This is a genomic window from Citrobacter sp. Marseille-Q5395, from assembly GCF_947057495.1.
Classification (GTDB): domain Bacteria; phylum Pseudomonadota; class Gammaproteobacteria; order Enterobacterales; family Enterobacteriaceae; genus Citrobacter; species Citrobacter murliniae.
On record NZ_CAMSEL010000049.1, the window covers coordinates 1 to 4,637 of the forward strand.

At 47.1% G+C, this 4,637-nt stretch carries 8 protein-coding genes; 2 read left to right on the top strand and 6 right to left on the bottom strand.

Annotated elements, in window-relative coordinates:
• Positions 1 to 192: hypothetical protein (locus OH663_RS25625; RefSeq protein WP_263525926.1), on the bottom strand; the 192-nt coding region annotated here is incomplete at its 3' end.
• A 365-nt stretch (positions 193 to 557) separates the two neighbouring features.
• Positions 558 to 1,472: a hypothetical protein gene (locus tag OH663_RS25630; RefSeq protein ID WP_128295861.1), complete on the bottom strand. Its 915-nt coding sequence runs from the start codon at positions 1,470 to 1,472 to the stop codon at positions 558 to 560.
• A gap of 56 nt (positions 1,473 to 1,528) precedes the next feature.
• On the opposite strand from OH663_RS25630, the gene OH663_RS25635 reads away from it, so the two are divergent.
• Positions 1,529 to 1,750 (top strand): hypothetical protein, encoded by a 222-nt coding sequence (locus tag OH663_RS25635; RefSeq protein ID WP_128295860.1) that lies wholly within the window; start codon positions 1,529 to 1,531, stop codon positions 1,748 to 1,750.
• Here the strand turns inward: OH663_RS25635 and OH663_RS25640 are convergent.
• On the bottom strand, positions 1,747 to 2,331 hold the full coding sequence (locus OH663_RS25640; RefSeq protein ID WP_128295859.1) for a hypothetical protein: 585 nt from the start codon (positions 2,329 to 2,331) through the stop codon (positions 1,747 to 1,749). The two genes, OH663_RS25635 and OH663_RS25640, sit on opposite strands and share 4 nt — an antisense overlap.
• A gap of 121 nt (positions 2,332 to 2,452) precedes the next feature.
• Here OH663_RS25640 and OH663_RS25645 point away from each other — a divergent pair, with 121 nt between their 5' ends.
• Positions 2,453 to 2,827: a helix-turn-helix domain-containing protein gene (locus OH663_RS25645; RefSeq protein WP_128295858.1), complete on the top strand. Its 375-nt coding sequence runs from the start codon at positions 2,453 to 2,455 to the stop codon at positions 2,825 to 2,827.
• Between the two features lie 15 nt (positions 2,828 to 2,842).
• Here the strand turns inward: OH663_RS25645 and OH663_RS25650 are convergent, their stop codons facing one another.
• From OH663_RS25650 to OH663_RS25660, 3 genes are all read right to left on the bottom strand, one after another.
• Positions 2,843 to 3,313 (bottom strand): hypothetical protein, encoded by a 471-nt coding sequence (locus tag OH663_RS25650; RefSeq protein ID WP_182315919.1) that lies wholly within the window; start codon positions 3,311 to 3,313, stop codon positions 2,843 to 2,845.
• 24 nt (positions 3,314 to 3,337) lie between these two features.
• Positions 3,338 to 3,490, bottom strand: a complete 153-nt coding sequence (locus OH663_RS25655; protein ID WP_263525927.1) for a hypothetical protein — start codon at positions 3,488 to 3,490, stop codon at positions 3,338 to 3,340.
• Positions 3,491 to 3,810: 320 nt separating this feature from the next.
• Positions 3,811 to 4,413, bottom strand: a complete 603-nt coding sequence (locus OH663_RS25660) for a recombinase family protein (RefSeq protein ID WP_241657254.1) — start codon at positions 4,411 to 4,413, stop codon at positions 3,811 to 3,813.
• Positions 4,414 to 4,637 lie beyond the last annotated feature (224 nt).

A 4,637-nucleotide genomic window follows, 5' to 3' on the forward strand; every position in this document is an offset into this window, starting at 1 on the left:
TTTTGAGTAGGTCAGGCCGTTATAGCTGAGGTATACCCATAATGAACGGGTCAGATAGTGCCGGATAGCCCGTCGATGATAGCAGCAAGGAAAGCCGTTGCTGCTGCCATCAGTGCGTGCCTGAATAACTTCATGAATCGCATTTTGAGAGCCTCTATGATGTGCGTGTGGATTTGGGTGTGAATATGTCACTCATCGCCTCACAGGTCGTCTGGTTGCTTCTGATGAGTGATTTATGGGTGAGTATCGTTTGGTATGTGATTCTGATACCTGTGGTTCATGAATTTGTTGGTTCTATGCTGCTTTTGGCTGAATGTAGTGCAGTGAGTTAGGCCAGATTTCAGATCATGACTGGAATTGCTAGTTTGGTTGAAGCGTAGGTAAATCTAATGATGAGAACATCGGCTAGGAAACTGAAGGCAAGTCAATAATTAATAAAGAGATAAATATCTATATAAGGGTGTGTTGAGGTGGGTTACAAAGGTTACAACGTTTGAACACCCCGAAAATCGCAGAGCATCAACATTTCGTTGTAACTTTTCATGTGACTTTTGTAATTACAGCCCGTATTTACTGGGGCTGCGGCGGGTTACGAACAGCCGATCGGTTGCTCTGAATGGAATGTTGAGGTCTACCATGATGGCTGATAGCTCTTTCAGGCGGCGTTTATCGTGCTTTAGCAGGCAGGAACAGCCATTTTTCGCCGGATCGTAGGCCGCTTTTGATGATTCTCCTGTAATTACCCGCTCCGTTTTCGACCTGATCTCGCTGGCAACTCGGATGCAGTGAGCGTAATAGTGCTCGATTGGGCGTGGTTCTCCGATACCTTCAAGGCATTTAAGCCAGTTGTCTTGGTGTTTATGCTCTACTCGGATGAGGTCTAGGGTTTTCTCATGCTTTCTAAACCATCTGTCACGCTCTAAATCCCGTTCTCGCTGCCGCTTCTCTGCGTGGAATGCCTCATCAAACTCAATTACGTATTGTTTTGGTGCTCCCTCGAGGGTGACAACGAAGTCGACGCGGTACTTTCTTCCGTTGAAATGCTTCTGCGTGATGACACTGAATTGCCTACCGCTGGTTTCTGAAATGCGTTTAAGGGTTTTGTTGAGCCGCTCGCCAAATACGGCTTCATGCTTGCTTCTTCCGGGCTTAACCGGAAGTTCTACTTTGGTTTCATGTTCGATTTCCTTGATGAGATCATCGTTCTGGTAACTGTCAGGGCTACAAGCGAGTAATGCCAGAGCGTCAAATACCGAAATCCAGTCTGTACGGTGATCCCACTCGCCGGAAATCAGCTTTGGCGTGCAGAATTCTTGCAGTTCGATTGGGGCCCCCTGAAGACGTGCTAGTGAAGCCTTGAACCATTGGGCGGGCCGTTTTCGGTGTCGTTCAGAAAGTTCGTCGATGATATATGGCAGGAATACTTGATATGTCCGACCATCCTTTCTTATTGCCGTTGGTTTGAGTAACAAAATGCCTCCTGTTTTATAAATAAATTTAATTACAACAACCCTTTAAGGAGGATTTTATGAGTATTAGTGATGATATTTGGCAAGATATACAATTTGGTTCGTTAGAACCATTCTGCCGTGATGGTTTTTTCCCATCGCCGCAAACCTTTTCACGAGTGTTCTGGGAGCAGTATGTTGCTGGCGGTAATGCTGGATGGGATGACTATAGACCAGCGTTAAACGAGCTGGTCTATAGAGGTTATCTGAAACAAAGTCAGAACGGGTGGTACGTGTTTTAGCTCCGCATTTGATGTAATTCGTAGCTCATTCGCTGAAGTTGGGCTACGTATTGATGTGGCACTGGTTTCCCTTTCACTCGTTCTAGAGCCCGATAAATTAATGCTGCCAATTTGTTGATGATTATTGCCGCTTTTCGTGGGTCGATGCTGGGGATTAGCACTCTGACGCACCATGTAGGGCTGCTTGCAAGGGTTGATGCGACGTCGACCAGTTGTGGATCAACGCCAGTGAAGCGTCGTTCGCCAATCATCATTCTGCGAGCCAGCTCTATGATGGTTGAATGATCACGAAGGTGTGCCATGTAGAAGCCTTTAGTTGCTGGTGCTTCTGTTTTTATGAATATTTTGTCTTCGGGTTTTAGTCGTGCAAAGTGGCCTTCAATGAATGCCATAGCCTCGCAGAACCGTTTCGCTTCATTTGGGCGTAGCGAGTCCATCAGGTAGGCGATAGATGGTTCTGCCAGTAGTCCTTTTCTGCGTAGGTTTGAAACTAACTTGATTGATCTGTTCAACTGAAGTTTTTCACAGGTTCTTTCCAGTACATCCAGCACTTGTTGTGCCCTCGTGTAATACTCGTACATTCGACCTCCGTTTATCTGGTATTGGTTCATTGATATTAGCTGCAATTTGCGGGTGCTATAGTGGTGTGACATCATGTGATCCTGTCACTTACGATCACTCAATTAATTCTGGTGGTGTCACATGGCGAGTCACAGTGTCACTGAGGCTGCAAAGTTAGCTGGTGTCACACGACGGACAATCTATCGGCATATCAAGGCTGGTAAGCTTTCCGCAAGTGTGACGGGGGGTGACAATACGGTTATTGAAACCAGTGAATTACTGCGTGTCTATGGCGTGTTGTCACAGCCTGAACCTGAGAAGGTATCCACGGGATCACTCGAAAATCAGCCTGAATATGTCACACTTTTATTGGCTGAAATGTCACAACTTCGGGAGATGGTTAGTCATCTTTCAAGCAAGGTGGATGAGTTACAGAGTCGGTTGGCTCTACCTGCCCCTCGTGACCAAAGTGTTTTAGAATGGGTGAAGGAGAGACGTGGAAAAAGGGCTGATTAACTAGCCCTTTAGGCATCAGGCAAACGATTGAATCATTGAGAAGAAGTTCTCTTGGTTGAACTCAATTCGTTGAGCAGGGTTTCCCGCAGAAACTATTACCCATCCATCAATGTTGCTAGTTTTGTCGTGCTGGTGAAGGGTGAATTTAGAGGTATTTGGTGAGCGATTGATGTTATGGATAGATACCTCTAAGCTACCTCTCCCCCCCCAGAAATAAAGGCACTCAGGGGCAATGGTCAGTGTTTTTCCGCTGTTTTTTAGTATCAATGTTGATACTTCAAAGCTGTCACTACCTTCAGTAACCCGGGCTGTGGACTTTTGTGATGTTATTGGTGAGCCATCAAACCAGCTTTGAATTTCATTGAGCAACCATGTAGTGCCTTTCTGAAATTCAAATACATCCTTTTTGAACGCCTCAATTCCTGCTTTCTCTGCATTTATATTCGCGTTGACGGTTTTAAAGAACGAATCTTTTTCTGACATCATTGATCCTCTCTGATTGTGTTCCAACTATGGTGACGGGAAGACAAATAAATGGCAATAGATGCCTAATGCCCCCATGGTGGGTACACCAGAAAATGGGAGCGGAGCGACCAGCGTCTGGTCGTCTGTTTTATCTGCATTGTGTGGGTGATGAGCCAGACCGTGGCAATTACACGTCACCGCAACTACTTCCTTGATTCTCACTTTATCAGGTGCTTGTTATCGTACAGCGAGACGGGGTAGAGCCAGCTTCTTTCCCGTGCTGGTTAGGTTCCCACCGTTTGCCTGTTTATCCTGCCGGAGTCCGGGGCGTAGACCTGAGTTTCAAGGGTGCAGATGTGGGTTTAATGTCGTTGAATGGTATTAAGCTGGTAGTGACATAGCTAGCCAGCCCTGCTAGGATTGGATTGTCGAAGTCTGATCCTGGCAGGCATCTGCAAGAATTAGAGTACCGAAGCCCTGTGATTCTGTCACGGGGCTTTTGTACATTTGAGGGTTGATCATCCCATTGTTTTCTCCGCATTAAGTGCATTTCTTACCGTTCCCACGGCACAGCCCAGCATCTTAGCCACCTTTCTCTGTGAGTTTCCCTGAGAGATCAGAGTCCGAATGTGCTCATGCTTTTCTAAATCGGGTTGCCGCCCTTTGTAGAGCCCCATTTCTTTAGCCTTCTCGATGCCCTGAGCTTGCCGACGACGGCGATCTGTGTAGTCCTTGCGGGCTATGGCGGCGAGCATATCTAGCATCATCCCGTTGATAGCATTCATCATCGAACGCATGAACTCATCGTTTCCGGATTGTAGTTGCAGATAGCTGGTTGGCAGATCCAGAGCGACTATCCTGATTCCCTTGCTCTGTATTACTCCTCTGAGGCGTTCCCAATCGTCAGCATCGAGACGGCTGAGGCGGTCGATTTGTTCAACAAGCAGAATGTCACCCGCTTGAGCTACGGCGAGAAGCCGGAACAGTTCAGGACGCTGTAGTGATGCACCGGATACGTTCTCGATGAAGTTTGCAGCGATGGTTAACCCGCGTTCTTCCGCGAAGGTGTTCAGTGATTGTGATGCACGGGCAGCATCTTGTTCAGCTGTGGATGCCCGCATGTAAGCGTAAGTCCTCATGTCATCCTATGTGTCATTTTGGTGTGTCACTATGGTGGTGGTGCATTTTGAGTCATCGGCGGGGTCTAAATGTACCGGTTTTTGAGTAGGTCAGGCCGTTATAGCTGAGGTATACCCATAATGAACGGGTCAGATAGTGCCGGATAGCCCGTCGATGATAGCAGCAAGGAAAGCCGTTGCTGCTGCCATCAGTGCGTGCCTGAATA

Bases quoted from the DNA above. Each gene is read 5' to 3' on its own strand.
- OH663_RS25660 (WP_241657254.1), bottom strand. From the start codon at position 4,413: ATGCGGGCATCCACAGCTGAACAAGATGCTGCCCGTGCATCACAATCA.
- OH663_RS25645 (WP_128295858.1), top strand. From the start codon at position 2,453: ATGGCGAGTCACAGTGTCACTGAGGCTGCAAAGTTAGCTGGTGTCACA.
- OH663_RS25650 (WP_182315919.1), bottom strand. From the start codon at position 3,313: ATGATGTCAGAAAAAGATTCGTTCTTTAAAACCGTCAACGCGAATATA.
- OH663_RS25640 (WP_128295859.1), bottom strand. From the start codon at position 2,331: ATGTACGAGTATTACACGAGGGCACAACAAGTGCTGGATGTACTGGAA.
- OH663_RS25635 (WP_128295860.1), top strand. From the start codon at position 1,529: ATGAGTATTAGTGATGATATTTGGCAAGATATACAATTTGGTTCGTTA.